Annotated in this window: 14 protein-coding genes, 1 pseudogene and 1 riboswitch; of the genes and pseudogenes, 6 read left to right on the top strand and 9 right to left on the bottom strand. The window is 69.4% G+C overall.

All coding sequences use genetic code 11. The features are described from left to right. The first annotated feature begins 57 nt into the window (after positions 1-57). The gene (locus tag ACIQH8_RS07630; protein WP_400996711.1) at positions 58-1,164 is read left to right on the top strand and encodes a DNA cytosine methyltransferase; all 1,107 of its coding nucleotides are present in this window, start codon (positions 58-60) and stop codon (positions 1,162-1,164) included. Here the strand turns inward: ACIQH8_RS07630 and ACIQH8_RS07635 are convergent. Then, complete coding sequence (locus ACIQH8_RS07635; protein WP_400996713.1) at positions 1,161-1,778, bottom strand: MrcB family domain-containing protein; 618 nt, start codon at positions 1,776-1,778, stop codon at positions 1,161-1,163. The two genes, ACIQH8_RS07630 and ACIQH8_RS07635, sit on opposite strands and share 4 nt — an antisense overlap. 80 nt (positions 1,779-1,858) lie before the next feature. Here ACIQH8_RS07635 and ACIQH8_RS07640 point away from each other — a divergent pair, with 80 nt between their 5' ends. Further along, on the top strand, positions 1,859-2,311 hold the full coding sequence (locus tag ACIQH8_RS07640; RefSeq protein ID WP_400996715.1) for a hypothetical protein: 453 nt from the start codon (positions 1,859-1,861) through the stop codon (positions 2,309-2,311). Positions 2,312-2,354: 43 nt separating this feature from the next. Here ACIQH8_RS07640 and ACIQH8_RS07645 read toward each other — a convergent pair whose 3' ends face one another. From ACIQH8_RS07645 to ACIQH8_RS07660, 4 genes and pseudogenes are all read right to left on the bottom strand, one after another. Next, the gene (locus tag ACIQH8_RS07645; protein WP_400996718.1) at positions 2,355-2,606 is read right to left on the bottom strand and encodes a hypothetical protein; all 252 of its coding nucleotides are present in this window, start codon (positions 2,604-2,606) and stop codon (positions 2,355-2,357) included. Between the two features lie 101 nt (positions 2,607-2,707). Beyond that, entirely contained in the window at positions 2,708-4,015 is a 1,308-nt protein-coding gene (locus ACIQH8_RS07650; protein WP_400996721.1) for a hypothetical protein, read from the bottom strand. A 1,191-nt stretch (positions 4,016-5,206) separates the two neighbouring features. Continuing rightward, positions 5,207-5,914: pseudogene (locus tag ACIQH8_RS07655) on the bottom strand (RtcB family protein); the annotation flags it as partial. A 36-nt stretch (positions 5,915-5,950) separates the two neighbouring features. Next, positions 5,951-6,730 carry a hypothetical protein gene (locus ACIQH8_RS07660; protein WP_400996724.1) on the bottom strand — a complete coding sequence of 260 codons (780 nt, stop codon included), beginning with the start codon at positions 6,728-6,730 and terminating at the stop codon, positions 5,951-5,953. A gap of 135 nt (positions 6,731-6,865) precedes the next feature. On the opposite strand from ACIQH8_RS07660, the gene ACIQH8_RS07665 reads away from it, so the two are divergent. From ACIQH8_RS07665 to ACIQH8_RS07675, 3 genes are all read left to right on the top strand, one after another. After that, entirely contained in the window at positions 6,866-7,702 is an 837-nt protein-coding gene (locus ACIQH8_RS07665; RefSeq protein ID WP_400996726.1) for a nuclease-related domain-containing protein, read from the top strand. A 198-nt stretch (positions 7,703-7,900) separates the two neighbouring features. Then, positions 7,901-8,110 carry a nucleotidyltransferase family protein gene (locus ACIQH8_RS07670; protein WP_400996729.1) on the top strand — a complete coding sequence of 70 codons (210 nt, stop codon included), beginning with the start codon at positions 7,901-7,903 and terminating at the stop codon, positions 8,108-8,110. Positions 8,111-8,309: 199 nt separating this feature from the next. Then, positions 8,310-8,432, top strand: a complete 123-nt coding sequence (locus ACIQH8_RS07675; RefSeq protein ID WP_400996732.1) for a hypothetical protein — start codon at positions 8,310-8,312, stop codon at positions 8,430-8,432. A 64-nt stretch (positions 8,433-8,496) separates the two neighbouring features. Here the strand turns inward: ACIQH8_RS07675 and ACIQH8_RS07680 are convergent, their stop codons facing one another. The 3 genes from ACIQH8_RS07680 to ACIQH8_RS07690 form a co-directional block, all read right to left on the bottom strand. Further along, positions 8,497-9,063 carry a hypothetical protein gene (locus ACIQH8_RS07680; protein WP_400996734.1) on the bottom strand — a complete coding sequence of 189 codons (567 nt, stop codon included), beginning with the start codon at positions 9,061-9,063 and terminating at the stop codon, positions 8,497-8,499. 32 nt (positions 9,064-9,095) lie between these two features. After that, positions 9,096-9,210: riboswitch (SAM riboswitch) on the bottom strand. 110 nt (positions 9,211-9,320) lie between these two features. Then, positions 9,321-9,695 carry a PH domain-containing protein gene (locus ACIQH8_RS07685; RefSeq protein WP_400996737.1) on the bottom strand — a complete coding sequence of 125 codons (375 nt, stop codon included), beginning with the start codon at positions 9,693-9,695 and terminating at the stop codon, positions 9,321-9,323. 48 nt (positions 9,696-9,743) lie between these two features. Next, complete coding sequence (locus ACIQH8_RS07690) at positions 9,744-10,544, bottom strand: hypothetical protein (RefSeq protein ID WP_400996739.1); 801 nt, start codon at positions 10,542-10,544, stop codon at positions 9,744-9,746. A gap of 199 nt (positions 10,545-10,743) precedes the next feature. Here ACIQH8_RS07690 and ACIQH8_RS07695 point away from each other — a divergent pair, with 199 nt between their 5' ends. After that, entirely contained in the window at positions 10,744-12,144 is a 1,401-nt protein-coding gene (locus tag ACIQH8_RS07695) for a DUF222 domain-containing protein (RefSeq protein ID WP_400996742.1), read from the top strand. Positions 12,145-12,888: 744 nt separating this feature from the next. Here the strand turns inward: ACIQH8_RS07695 and ACIQH8_RS07700 are convergent. After that, positions 12,889-14,136 (bottom strand): hypothetical protein, encoded by a 1,248-nt coding sequence (locus ACIQH8_RS07700; protein ID WP_400996745.1) that lies wholly within the window; start codon positions 14,134-14,136, stop codon positions 12,889-12,891. Positions 14,137-14,341 lie beyond the last annotated feature (205 nt).

The raw sequence follows: 14,341 nt of genomic DNA on the forward strand, positions 1-14,341 counted from the left end.
ACCGCCCGCCGGCGGGGCGGGCGTCCAGCGTCGCACCGGCCGGCTAGACTCTGGGCGATGCTCCCCACCGCCTCTGCCAATCCTCGCACCGACGAGACGGGTCCCAGCGCCATCCGCGTGCTCGACCTGTTCGCCGGTGCCGGTGGACTGACGGCCGGGTTCCACGCGGCGTCGCCACGATTCCAGAGCGTTCGGGCGGTGGAAATGGACCTCGCCGCCGCGGCGAGCTACGCGGCCACCTTCGGCGACGACATCGTCTATGCAGGGAGCATCCAGGGCTGGCTCGTCAATGAGACCGTGCCCAGAGTGGATGTCGTCGTCGGAGGACCTCCTTGCCAGGGGTTCTCGAACCTCGGCAAGCGAGACGTCAACGATGAGCGGAACCTCCTGTGGCGCCAGTACGCGGCGACGATCCGCCGTGCCAAGCCGAAGTACTTCGTCGTCGAGAACGTCGCGGCGTTCGCAAAGTCGTCCCAATTCACCGACTTCCAACAGGCGATCGCGCCCGGCGGCCTGCTCGAGGAGTACGACTTCCGGCACGCGGTGCTGAACGCCGCTGACTACGGGGCGTTCCAGGCGCGCAAGCGTGCGGTGGTCATCGGATTCCGACGCGATCTGTCGTTCCCGGGATTTCCGGCACCCACTCACCTGAAGGCCCATCGGACGGTCGAGGAGGCGTTCGACGGCATTCCGTGGGTTCCGGCTGGCACTGACCTCCCTGACCGGAAGTACGAGTTCGCGGAAAAGTCGTTCTCGGGGGCCTATCGAGCCGCAGAGCTGCACCTCGACCGCCGATACGAGCCGATCTCGATCGACCGCTTCGCCGCGATCCCGCCCGGCGGCAACCGATTCGACCTGCCGGACAAGCTCTTGGCTCCGTGCTGGCGCAACCACAAGTCCGGTTCGGGCGACGTCATGGGCCGCCTCTACTGGGATAAGCCCTCGGTGACGATCCGCACGGAGTTCTTCAAGCCGGAGAAGGGTCGATACCTGCACCCCGAGGCGAATCGCGCGATCACCCACTACGAGGCCGCGATCCTCCAGGGCTTCCCCGAGGACCACAAGTTCGTGGGGTCGAAGACTGCGATCGCCCGACAGATCGGCAATGCCGTGCCGATCCCGCTTGGCAAGGCGATCGCCGAGGTGCTCGTCAAGCGTCTCTAACGAGGAACGTGCTCGTAGATCCGTGCGAGCGCGACAAGCATGGCGCGGAGATCAGCCAGGAGTTCGTGCTCGGGTGGAATGTCGTGGACCGGGTACCTGAACGCGCACAGCGTGCTGGCCTCGTAGGCCTCCGCAACCTTCGACCTCGGAGCGTGCAGGACGATCGATCGAACCAGCCGCGGAGTGTCCTCGATCCAGCCGCCGATGACTTGCTCGCCCCACTTCACGTGCTCGGCGAGCTCGCCATGCGAGCGAGGGATCAGCGAATCATGATCGGCGTTGGTCGAGGCATGCATCAGCGTCAGATAGACCGCACCCCCGTCGCCGGCAAAGAGGTACACGAGATACCACCCCGTCGTCGAACTCGGACTCAGTTCGACGGAATGGATCCGTACCCAGGGGACCTGACTCTTGCGCCCGATGCCGTCCTTTCCGTGAACGGCAGCGTCGAACGGAACCCAGCCGCCGTCGGCGACGGGCCGCACACCCCAATCGCGTAGAAGCGACGGGATCGAGTTCCTCACGAGTTCGCCGCGGCGCTGCATGGGAGCGGTGTCGCGATCGGTGTAACGCGTCTGAAGTTCGAGGACTTCCGTCAGCGTGTTCTTGAGCATCGGCGCCGAATTCCTCTCCCTGGGTCGCTCGGAACGGTTCAGCACTGCGCCCGATGGAGCGCTCCGGATATCGTCGTTTCGTGACTATTCACGCATACTCAGGCACCGAGTGGATCGTCCCCTCGAACCCCACAACGTACGACGCGGTGGATGCGTTCGACTCTCTCACTGAAATCAACTGGAGTGAAAGCACTTCGGCGAAGATCGCGAATGGCGACGTCGTGTACTTATACGTGACGCGTCCGACCCAGGCGCTCACGCACCGCTGTCTCGTGGTCGATTCAGGCATTCCCTTCGACCGACGCGTGGACGACGATCGGTTCTGGGTGGATCAAGATGCGCTGCAAGAGCGTCGCACGAGATCCTGGTTGCGTCTCCGACTCCTGCATACGTTCGATGCGGGCGAGCGCGGACGACTTTCTCTCCAAGCGCTGATGGCCAACGGGCTCAAGAGCGCACCGCAGGGACGGATGCGGGTCCCCGCAACGGTCTCGACGCTGATCAACATGGTCAGCGTCGGCGCTGACGGGTAGGGCCGCGGCGAGGGACAGCAGTTGCTGCGCCCAGTAGGTGAACTCAGCTTCCTTGCTGGGCTAGGTGCCAGACCCCATCATTGGTGTCGACGGGGGACATCACGCCTTCTTGTCGTAATCGGTTGGCGGCCCATCGGAGGTCGTACTGCCACGTGTAGAAGAGATCCCCCGAGCTCCTGAGATCGTCCTCGTGATTCCGCCAAACCTGCTCGGCGACACGGACGTGGTGTGCAGCACCGCCGAGTTCCGTCAGTGCCTCTTGCGTCCAGTCCGCCAGATCATGCTTCGTCGCCATCTCATGAGCATGCCAGAGCACGCGCGTCCAGAACGCCCGGTGTTCAATCGACCGCGGCTCCGATCGCGTGCTCGGTGAAGTGCCTATCGTGCAGTACGACTTCACGCGGCGACAGCAGGAAACACGGTTACCACTCCATCACCGCGTCGCTCGATCTCGATCGCGATATCCGCGTTCGCCCGTCGCCCGTGGAGCCCATCTCCAAGCGCCCGGAGACGGTAGGCAGACTTGAGCAGCTTGTCGACCTCGCTTGGCGTGAAGGTGGGAATACGGATCCCACCGTGACGCTTCAATTCGAGGCTCGACAAGCGGACGAGCACCGAATCGACACGAGTCTCGAGCTCATCGACGTCTCGCTCCTCGCTGCGAAGCGCCTCGACGAACCTCGTGAACGGGTTGCCGGTGTCCTCGAGCTGCGCGTGCTCGACCGCCTCCAAGACGAGCACCCTGCGCTTCAAGGCGATTGCGAGTCGTGCGAGTTCAAGGTGGGTGCGGAATACGCCGCCGCGATCGTTGATGCCAGGGAATGCCTTCGTGAGTGTTGCGAGTTCGACCGGCCCGTCCGGCAAGGCTGCCAGCGATTCCTCCCATTTCGCGAGCCTGGTCTTAGCGTTCGAGACCGCCTTGCTGATCGCGAATGAGGCCGAGTCGAGCCCGAGCGAGTGACCGATCTTGCCCTTGTCGAGCAGGATCGAAGTGGCCTTGTCGATGGCGTCCCGGCATGCATCGAGCTCGTTGCGCTCGCGCGAGAGGTTGTCGTCATGCAACTGCTCAAGGAGGTCGGTGATGTGCTCGATCGCCATCTGCCGCTGCCGGTCGGCGTAGGCGCTCACGCCGACCGCAACGGCCATGAGCACCAAAGGCGCAGCAACGGTGAGCGCGCCCGCGGAGGCGACAGCGACACCGGCGGTCGCAGCTGATCCCGTCGCCGCTCCGGCGACGGCCGCTTTCCCGGCAACGGGCACGAATGTCGCCTGAGCCGCGATACCCGCCGAACCATGCAACGCGCTATGGATTCCTCCAGCAACGGCGCTCGATGACATCGGCTTCACAAGGCCCTCGCCGAACTGAGCTGCGACCTTCGCGGGCACGATCATGCGGTAAAGCACCTCGCCGGTCTCTCCGACGTTCACATTCGACGGCGCTGACTTGGCCGTCTGCGTGACAAGTTGCGAGAGTTGCTGGGCGAGGGGGCTGGTGGCATGGAGCACGATGCCTCCCGCGCGGTCACGCTGGGCAGACAGGGGATGCGCCTCCAGCGTGGCGATCGGGGCGTCTGCGAATGCTGCAAGCGCCGTCCTGAGCTCGCCGAGCCTTGCTTGCGTCAGACCCTGATCCCCGATGATGCGGGGTAGATCGGCGGGCTCGGTGGCGAGCGTCCACACCGGGACAGCGGGCTGGTTCTCCAAGATGGCTCCTGCGCGTGCGATGGGCCCAGAGCGCCCCGTGGTCGCTCTTGATCGGCTGATTCAGTATGCCCTGATGCGCCGCCGCGTCTCCCGCGTGCGCCCCCTAATGGGACACCTCGCTCGAGTCGCGATGCCGCCGGCTGATACGCCGACTGGCTACCCTCGGCAACGACGTGCTCCGAGGGCGCGCGGAGTGGGATCCCACTCGCTTCGCCTAGCTGGGTGAAGCAAGCGGAGGAGGCTCCTCGATAGTCGCGGTAGCGCCGATCCTCCAGTGACGGCCACCTCGGACCACGACAGGTTCATCACCGACCGGTAGGCCCCGATTCCACCGACAAGCTCCGAGCATCTCTGCGTACCACCCTGCATAGAGCCAATCCCTCCCACGGCCAGACGCGTGAGGGTCCCCAATCGCCGCCAAGATCGCATCAGCGACCTGCTCCGGCGCCGTTGCCGCGTCAACCAGTGATCCCGCAACCTCGTATCCATCGGCGGTCGTGTAGGCAAACGGATTGGCGTCCGGTTCGGGCCAACTCCACGATTCGAATCGAACAGTGTCCGCGGCAATGACGCGGGTTCGCCAGTGAAGCCCGGATCCAGATTCGTTCGGGTAGATGCGCAGCAGTTGATGTCCGCGCTGGTGTAGTACCGCAACCGCGTCCAAGATCAGCATGGCCACCATCCACCCGTCCATCGGAGCTCGCACCGGCTCGATGATCTGCGGTTGATCGAATGGGTCCTGTGCGTAGAAGTAGAAGCCCGGGATTCTGAAAGGCGACCGCCCCGGAACGACACGGCGCGCCACGTCCGTCGAGCTCGGAACGACCGAATAGACGCCCGCCCCATCTTCGAGCCGCGCAAGATACGCCGACGCTCCGGCAGGAGTCGTCTCGCTCGAGAGCCGGCACAGGGCGGTGCCTACCTTGACCCACGGTGACGTCAGGTCGCCATCCAATCGGCCCGTGGCGCCGGCTTCCAACCATGCTCGAAGCCGCCGATTGAACTCATCGACCGTGATCAAGGGTGGCACCGGCGGGTGCGGGATCGGGAGGTCCATGTCGTCATCTTGCCCCGCTCGAGAGCTCGCGATCCGACTGACATGCCCGGGGAGCACCGCGACCCGCACCCGCCCGTCTCCGGGCGGGCGCGAGCCGCGGCATCCGTCACCCCTTCACGCCTGCGACCGTCCCCTCAGTCCCCCTTCACGTTCACCACCTGCCGCAGCGTGTGCCGCACCCGCACGAGCGACGCGGCATCCGCCATCACCCGGTCGATCGGCTTGTATGCTGCCGGGATCTCGTCGATGAACGCGTCGGTGTCGCGGAACTCGATGCCGGCCATCGCGTCCCGCAGCTGATCCTGTGTGAAGGCCCGCCGGGCGGCGGAGCGCGAGTACATCCGACCCGCACCGTGCGGCGAGGAGTTCAGCGACATCCGATCACCCAGGCCCTCGACCACGTACGACGCAGTGCCCATCGAACCCGGGATCAGGCCCGGCCGGCCCGCATCGGCCCGGATCGCACCCTTCCGCGACACCCACACCCGCTTGCCGAAGTGCTCCTCGCTCTCGGTGAAGTTGTGGTGGCAGTTGATCCGCTCCCGCTCCTCCACCGGCACGCCGACCCACTCCGAGACCTGCCGGATCACCCGGTCCATCATCTCCTCCCGGTTCAGCAGCGCGAAGTGCTGCGCCCACCGCAGCTCCGCGATGTACCGCGTGAACTCCGGCGCGCCCTCCACGAGGTACGCGAGGTCCCGGTCGGGCAGGTCGATCCACCACTTCCGGCAGAGCTCCTGCGCGACCCGGATGTGGTGCTGCGCGATCTTGTTGCCCACGCCCCGGCTTCCGGAGTGCAGGAACAGCCACACGGCATCCGCCTCGTCGAGCGAGACCTCGATCGCTTCGGACAGCGGGCTTGCTCGGTCCCGCCCGACTCAGCGCCGGAAAATCTCCTCTTCGTCCGGCAGAAGCGCACCGAGTGACGTCCGCACGGTGAACCGGACCTCCTCGGCTATCTGCCGCATCGCGGCAGGTAAGGGCGAGTCCTCTTTGACTGATCGACCGAGCCTGCTGAAGAAGTCGCCGACACTGCTTCCGCGTGCGATCGCTCGATACGCCTCGGGAAGGTCGTCGACATGTGCTCCGCCATCGTGATGGGCGAGCCAGAGCACGACGTCGCGTCGAGACGCCTCCGTCCCCTGGTTGTCGAAGATCCTCGGTATCTGCCACCAGTAGTTGAACCCGACCCGATGACCGCCGAGCGAGACCTGCCGGAACGCGGGCATCCATGTCGTGGCGGTCGGGCTCGGGATGACGGTGAGAAGCGAGCCGACCGGCGCGACACCGCGGTCTCGAGCGAGTCGCACCACGCGTGGACCGCTCGGGATTGTTCCATCCGCCCACGGCAGGATCTGCGTCAGCCCCATCCGGGTGAGGAGGCCGGTGCTAGCCGTCGTGTCGTACGCCAGGACGCGCACATCGATCGCGAGCCGCTTCGCCTCGGCGCGAACACCACGGTCGAATCGAGTACAACTTGCGTCGATGAAGCCGAGTTGATCTCGCAGGTGCTCCAGATGCTCGTCCGACAAGGCGAGTTCGGGCTTCAACCGCTGCCATCGTCGAAGCCGACGCGCCGCATCAGGCGACTGCGACGGAACTGCTTGGCCACCGTTCGGCGCCGCCGCGTCGAGTCTGCTCCACCGCTCCAGGGTCACGCTGCGACGCTAACGCCGCGACGCACACGGATGAGGCTCGCAGGACCGCAGACGCCACCCCTTTTCGGGGGATTCCAGTACCACAGGTCCGACTGTCACGATCGGGCGGACCCCAGCACGACCGGAAAGCTTCACATGACGCCGTCGAGTCAGCCCTTCCCGACCGAACCGATCGATTCCGTTTCCCTCGCCCACCGCCGCCCCGCGGCATCCGTCATCGCCGAATGCCTGCGCGTGCAGGCGAGCGTGCCGCCGAACACCGCCGTGCAGCGGTTCTTCGGCGTCTCGCCGCTCGGGCGCGAGGCCGAGCCCTGGTACGTCGGAGCGCTCGGGGAGCTCGAGGTCGCGCGGCGGCTCAGCGCGCTCGGGCCGGAATGGGTCGTGCTGCACTCGGTGCCCGTCGGATCCGGGTCGAGCGACCTCGACCACGTCGTGATCGGGCCGGCGGGCGTGTTCACGATCAACACGAAGCACCACCGCGGGCAGCACGTGTGGGTCGGCGCGAAGCGCATCCTCGTGAGCGGCCAGCGCACCAACCACCTCCGCAACGCCGCCCACGAGGCGAGGCGTACGTCGAAGCTGCTCACGTCCGCCGCGCACATGCCCGTCGAGGTGACGCCGATCGTCGCGATCGTCGGGGCGAAGCGGATGACGGTGCGCGAGCGTCCGTCGGAGGTCGTGGTGCTGCGCGAGGCGGAGCTGGTGCGGTGGCTGCGGCGACGGGCGATTGTGCTGTCGGCGGAGCAGGTCGGGCGGGTCGCGGCGGTCGCGGCGGAGCCGGGGGCGTGGGGGCGGATGGCGCCGGGCGAGGTCGTGGGTCATGACGCGTTCGAGCGGCTGCGGGCGAATGTCGGGCGGGCGGGGCGGCGACGCGTGCTGTGGCGGCTCGCGGTCGTGATGACGATTCCGCTGGCCGTGTTCGGCGTGTGGTGGGCTGCGTTCGGGTCTCACCTGGCCGCAGCGAACCCGTGACGTTCCCGCTACGGATCGGTACCGGATGCTACTTCGGTACCGAGGAGCCAGCATGCCGACATTCACCTCGATCAAGATCGACCCGGAGACCGACCGGCTGGTGTCCGACGCCGCGCACGTGCTCGGGCGCACGAAGAAGGACATCGTCTCGGTCGCCGTTCGCGAATGCGTCGAGGCGCACCAGGCCGAGCTCAGCGCGTGTTCGGCAGCGTCGCCCGCGGCGACGAGTCGTCGACGAGCGACGTCGACCTGCTCGTCGACCTCGCCGAGGACGTGGGCATGTTCGGGCTCGGCCTGATGCGCAGCACCGCCGAGCGGATCCTCGATGCACCGGTCGACATCGTGCCGTCGTCGAGCCTGAATGCGGATGTCGCCGACCAGGTGCTGCGCGAGGCGAGACCCGTGTGAACCCATCTGCCAGGCGACGTCGTCCGCCCGTGCAAGGATGACCCCGAGTCATCCGCTTCTTGACACCGAGCCGCACCCCGCGGCCGATCGGCGTACGCCGAGACGACGAGGAGCGAGAGATGACCGACCAGCAGATCGCCGTGGCCCGAGTGGCCGACTTCCTGAACATGAACTCCCCGTGCCGGTGCGCCGACGCGGAGTGCCCCGGCAACGAGGACGAGCCATTCTGCTCGTCGACATCGTCGTCGAGACGCTGCTGCCCGACGCGCACGCGTACATCCGGTCGCTTCAGCGACAGCTCACCGAGGCGCTCGGGCTCTGAGGCCGGCGGGGCGGGCCGCCGTGCGGCTCGATGAGCCGCGCGACGCCCGCCCCGCGGCATCCGCTCAGGACGTCATGAAGCGATCGCCGTTGCGATCCATGAGGAACCCGCCGGGCCACGACGCGCGGTTGCCGTCGACGACGAGGTCTAGCGCGCGCAGCGGCGTGAGGCCGGCGCGCCGGAGCGGGAGCCAGTCGGTCCAGTGCTCGGCGATGAGCGCGATGCTGCGGTACTCGAGCCGGGTCGTGTCGATGACGAAGCGTCCGTCGTCGCGGGCGAGCAGCTTCTCGAGCCGCCGATCGACGCAGAGGCGGAGCAGGTACCAGTCGGCGGCGGTGAAGCCGACGCGGTGGAGGTCGTCCGCCTGCCACGACCACTGGGCCACGACATCGGACGCCCGGTCGTCGCGGATGACCCGCGCCGCGATCGACATCGCGAACGGGCCCGGGAAGAACGTCGGGAAGTCGAGCAGCGCACGGCACCAGTCGAGTCGCAGCTCCTCGGGCACGTCGCCCCACGGGTTTCGGTCGCGCTCGGGCGTGTAGCCGGGCGAGCGCTCGAGCGCCTCCCGGGCGGTCTCGCGGCGCGGCTGCTCGGGGCGGGCACCCTCGAAATAGGCGTCAGCGGGCATGGTGAACTCCTCTCGCTCGGAGGCGCGTCACCTCCGTCGACTTGCCCGAGACGGATGCCGCGGGCCGGTTCTTCCCCTGGGGCACCCCGCTCGACGGAGGGGGTTGCCGGGCAGCCGGCCAGGTACCGACAGCTGCCACTCGTGAACCTGATGCGAGCGTAGCGGGAGGCGGCGACATCCGCTCTGCTGATGCTCGCGAGCCGGGACCCGGCGAGCGCGAGCACCGGCGGGCGAGCGCGCCCCGCGACATCCGCTCGCTACAGCACCGCCCAACCGATGAGCTTCGCGAGGTACCCGACGTCGAAGCCGCCGGCGAACTCGAATCGCACCCGGCCGAGCCCGCTGAGCCAGACCTCGAGCTCGGCGTCGCGGTCGAGGGTGCCCGCGGTCTCGACCGAGAACGCCTGGATCTTCGAGTACGGCAGCGACGTGGTGTCGCGCTTCTTGCCGGTCATGCCCTGGATGTTCACCGCGATGATCCGCTTGTTCGTGAACATGATGAAGTCGCGCATGCCCTTCGCCGCGACCATCGACGTCTCGCCGTCGACGTAGAGCTCGCGCACGCTCGGTTCGATCGCGGCGATGTCGGCCTTGGAGAGCTTGACGAAGGCGCTGTTCTGGAAGTCGATCATTTGACGAGGGTAGGGCGCGCGGCGTCGCGGAGTGGGCGGGCGCGCGGGTCAGGCGGGGCGCGGGGCGCGGGGCGTCGCCGGGGCGCGCGGCGTCGGCGCGGCGCGCGGCGTGGGCGTGACGCGCGGCGTCGGCGCGGCGCGCGGCGTCGCGGTGCCGCCGCCGGCGCCGTCGCCGGATCGCGTGTGCAGCAGCACCGTCGCGCGGGCGCGTTCGCGCGGGCCGCCGTGGTCGAGCAGGTCGGCGATGGTGAATCCGATCGGCGCGCGGCCCGAGGCATCCGTCGGGATGTCGGCGACGTGCAGCCAGACATTCGGCCGGTCGCCCTCCACGAGCAGGAACTCCGTCACGAGCGCGTCGAGCGCCGCGGGCGAGACGTAGCCTTCGACGACGGATGGCGCGGGGGCGATCTTCTGCGCCGGTGCTGGGGCCGCTCCGGCGCGCGGATCCGACAGGCCGGATGCCGCGAGCCGCCGGTCCGCGAGCAGGTCGGCGAGGTCGACGTCGCGGGCACGGAGGGCGAGCCGCGGGGCGCGCTCGCGCACCCAACTCCACAGCAGCGTCGGATCGACGTCGCCGCGCAGGACGCGGTCGGTCTTCTCCGCGATGCGGCGCCGGACGACCGCGTCGTCGACCTCGACCGGCACCCCCGACACGGATGCCAGCAGCCGCCGCGCATTCTCCGGCGACATCGGGCGCGACACGGGCGTCGCAGCGGATACGGCCTCGTCGGGCACGACCCACTGCGAGCCGAGCCGGTACGCGCCGATCCCGCCGCTCCGCACCCGCTTGAAGGCCGCGGCCCGCGAGATGCCGAGCCGCTCTGCATACTCGCGGACGCTGTAGGGCATGACACAAGGGTAACTGGCTGCGTACAGATGTGTCGTAGTGTCGGGTCGCCACTCCACCCCTTCCCCATTCCGACGCTCCACCCGCGCTGACTTGTCCTCCGCAGGCAACGGAACGACAATGTTATCCACAGGAAATTTCGCCGATCAGGCCCGGTTTCTGCGCCATCCGAATGTCAGTGGGTCGGTGCATCATTGAGACATGGACCAGCCGCTGCTCACCCTCGACCACGATGTCGAGGCGTTGCGCGCGGCCTGGGCTGGCGCGATGCCGGCGGTCGGGGCGATCCCCGGCGCGAGCCAGGTCGAGCTCGAGCAGATGAGCAACGCCGGGCTCGTCCGCGTGACCGACGCCCTCGCGCGCGTGCGGCGCGACGCCGACGCACTGCTCGCACGCGTCGCCGCCGAGGTCTCGAAGCGGTCGAACACCGAGCTGGGGCAGGCGAGCCTCGCCAGGTCGCAGGGCTTCCACAGTCCTGTCCGCCTCATCGCGGCGGCCACAGGCACCACCCAGAAGGATGCCGCGAAGCTCATCGCCGTCGGCACCGCCACCGCCGAACGGCAGACCTTCGGCGGCGAGCGCGCCCCGTCGCGTCATCCGCATGTCGGGGCGGCCCTCTCATCCGGGCGCATCGGCGTCGACGCGGCATCCGCGATCACGTCCATGCTCGACCGGGTGCGCGTCCGCGCCGACCCGGCGCTCGCCGCCGAGGCCGAGGCGGCACTGGTCGACCTCGCGGCGCAGGTGCCCCTCGACCTGCTCATGCGCGCGGTCCGCGAGGCCGAGGCCCGTCTCGACCGCGACGGCGTGGAAGCGCGCGACGAGCAACTGCGAGCCGAGCGTTCCTTGACCATCCGAGAGGACGCCGCGGGCATGGTGCACCTCCGCGCGCGCCTCGACCCCGAGACCGCCGCGCCCATCAAGGTCGCCGTCGAGGCGCTCGTGAGCGACGTGCTTCGGCGGCGTGAGACGAGCCCGGTCGGAGCCACGCGGCCCGGGTCGGTTGTCGAAGACGACCGATCGATCCCGCAGATCCAGGCCGACGCGCTCGCCGCCATCGCCCGTCACGTGCTCGGCTGCGAAGACACCCTCGCACCGCTCGCGAAGGTGACGGTCGTGGTCCGGGTCGACCACGACGCCCTCGTCGAAGGGCTCGGCCACGCTCGGGTCGACGGCCTCGACCAGCCGATCTCCGCCTCCACCGCGCGCCGCATGGCCGCCGATGCCGAGATCATCCCCGCGGTGCTCGGCAGCGAGAGCGTGCCGCTCGACCTCGGCCGATCCGCACGACTCTTCACCAGGGCCCAACGTCTCGCCCTGGCCGAACGCGACGGCGGGTGCGCGTGCTGCGGCCAGAACATCACTTATGTCGACGCGCACCACATCAGGTGGTGGGAGCGCGACGCCGGACCGACCGACCTCTCGAACGGGGTCATGTTGTGCTCCTTCTGTCACCATCGCATCCATCGAGAAGGCTGGGCCATTCGCGCCAACCGATCCGAGGTGTGGTTCATCCCTCCCCCAGACGTCGACCCTGCCCGAACACCCCGCCTCGGCGGCCGAGCGCGCTTCGCGCTGCCTCTGCCGCGCGCGGCGGCTTGAGAGGCGTCACATCGTGCTGCGCCGCGCGCACTTCGCATGACCCCTGCCGCGCGCGGCGGCTTGAGAGGCGTCACATCGTGCTGCGCCGCGCGCACTTCGCATGACCCCTGCCGCACACGGCGGCGTGAGAGGCGTCACATCGTGCTGGGTCGCGCGCGCCCTGCACTCCGCCGCCACGCGAGACGGCGTGAGATGCGTCAGCTCGCGCTGCGCCGCGCGCACTTGGCATGATCTCTGCCGCACGCGGCGGCGTGAGCTGCTGCAGTCGGACGACATCGACAACGACCCCCCGCAGTCGCTCGACCTGGTCGACGCCTCCGGCTCCACCGAGAAGACCTCGGCGGCCGACATCGGCGGACACACCGGGGTCTCCGCATTCGCCGGCGAGGGTGCGGCCCGCTACTTCGAGCGGCACCTGCGCCAGCCGGGCCGCGCGACGATCCTCCTGCGACCGGGCCGGGCGGTGCCCGCGTCGCTCGAAATCGCTCTCCGCCGGACCGCCGTCGGAGAGCCGGGCGCGTTCGAGGTCCGTTTCTGCGGAGGAGTGCCGTCGCAAGACCGCCTCCACCGCAGAAGCGGACTCCAACGCGCGCGGCCGGATCCGGGACCGGGGACCGGAACCGAGACCGAGCCCGTCGAGCCCCTCCAGAGAGGCGCACCGCCACGCGTCGGGCCGCCCGCGCGCACTCCCACGTGCGATGGCGCCGCGCGCAACCCACGCGCGCGCCAGCGCCCGTAAACGGATCAGGTCCCGGTGCGCGCCAGCGCACGCGACGATGCGAGATCGCTTCGCGCCAGCTGCACCGCCTCGGCGGCGAGCGCGGCCGCGCGCCGGGCCAGTTCGATCACGCGAACGCGGAGCTCGACATCGACCGCCACCATCTCGGCCGCCGGGCTGCCGAGGCAGTGCCCGAGGTCGAGACGCAGCCGCTCCGACTCCGCGAGTCGTGCGACGGCCGCCGCACCGATCCGACCCGGGTGACCGGCGACGGCATCGCGGGCGAGATCGAGCTGCCGGTCGGCATCCGCGACGGCGTCGTGCACGTGTCGTGCCGGCGGCGCCGGGCGCGACGCCCGTTCGCGAGCTCCCGCGACCGCGTCGGCGAGCACGGCGAGCGCATCGCGCAGGCGTGCCAGGTGCCCGATCGGATCGGTGTCCACCCCGGCGGCGGGCAGCGCGGCGAGCGCCGCCTCCACTCCCGCGGTCGCGTCGGCGACAGCGCGCGACTGCGGCGCGACGGCGAGCGCCGCGGCGAGCTCGCGCGGGGCTCGCCTGACGACGTCGCCGAGTTCCGCCTCGGCGCGCAGCGCCTCGACCTCGAACCCGTCGACCGCATCCAGCAGTGCCTCGGCGCGCTGCACCGACCGAGCGGATGCCTCGAGCGCCACCAGCATCTCGTCGCGGTCACCGATCTCGCACCGACGTTCGGCCGCGGCGAGCGTGTGCTCGGCGAAGCCGAGCTGCTGCGCGGCGTCGGAGGGCCCGGATGCCACGTCGGCGAGCGCCTCCCGCGCGTAGCGCGCCGAAAGCCGAGCCACGGTCGCTCGAGCGTGCGGCACGCGTTCGCGGAGCCGTTCCACGTCGGCGCGCAGCCCCGCGATCGCCTCGGGCGCCCGGCGCGCACGCGACATCCGCTCGCCGAGCGCGGCGACCTGCTCGTCGAGCGTGCGCTCGATCCACTCGCACACCTGCAGGATGCGCTGGGTTCGAGCCCGGATCTCGTCGGCCGCACCGGGCATCGCATCCCGGTTCAGCCGGTCGAGCCGGAACGCGTCGTTGAGTCGGTCGCGCGCAGCGATGACGAGCGCGGCGGTGCGTGCGGCCGCGTCATCCGCTCCCAGCACGGCTTCGGCGAAGGCGAGCTCCTCGGCGGCCACCCGGATCTGCTCGTCGGCCGCGAACAGGGCCGATCCGACCCGCTTCGCGTCGGCGGCGCCGCGGGCCTCGAGTTCTCGGGCACCGCGTCGGCGCCCGGCCCAGAACCCGGCCATGCATGAATTCTACGAGCCGGGCGGCGAACCCGCCCCGGCGAATCCCGCCGCCCGGCGAATCCCGCCACTCGGCGAATCCCGCCGCCCGGCGAATCCCACCGCTCGCCGCGTCGACCCGTTCGACGACGTCACCCGACGCACGCGCGAGATGCTCGCGCTCGCGCCGAGGGCCGGCCGGACCGCATGATCGGCGCCCGGCGCTCCG

The sequence above is a fragment of the Agromyces sp. GXQ0307 genome (assembly GCF_044769845.1).
Classification (GTDB): Bacteria; Actinomycetota; Actinomycetes; order Actinomycetales; family Microbacteriaceae; genus Agromyces.